The organism is Faecalibacterium sp. DFI.5.82 (genome assembly GCF_029076575.1).
GTDB classification, from domain to species: domain Bacteria; phylum Bacillota; class Clostridia; order Oscillospirales; family Ruminococcaceae; genus Faecalibacterium; species Faecalibacterium duncaniae.
In genome coordinates this window covers 1-308 of the sequence record NZ_JARFIS010000569.1, presented here as the reverse complement: position 1 = coordinate 308, position 308 = coordinate 1, and the positions used below count along the sequence as shown (strand labels likewise).

The window sequence follows — 308 nt, the reverse complement described above, 5'->3', positions numbered from 1 at the left end:
TGTCTACGATATCCTGCGCGCCCTGCCCGATTACGACAAAAAGCTGGACGAATTTCTGGCTCCGTGGCAGGAGGAAAATGGCTTTGCAGCCTCCTGTTGGCATGATCTGCTGCTGGCCGAAGCCACCCGCAGTGCCAGGGCAGCAGGGGAACTGTTCCGCGCCGCGCTGGCTGACTGCCCGGGCGTCCGGGAGCAGGAGTTGGCCGTTGCCGAGGATAAGAAAACGCCCTCTGCCCGGGAAAAGGCAAAAAATGCCGTGCTGGAAAAATATACCGATGCACAGGAACGGCTGGACAGGGCTGCCGCCC

Annotated in this window: 1 protein-coding gene; it reads left to right on the top strand. The window is 61.0% G+C overall.

The window, feature by feature from the left end; genetic code table 11:
- A partial coding sequence (locus P0G09_RS17920; RefSeq protein WP_275253345.1) for a hypothetical protein occupies positions 1-308 on the top strand: 308 nt, incomplete at both ends.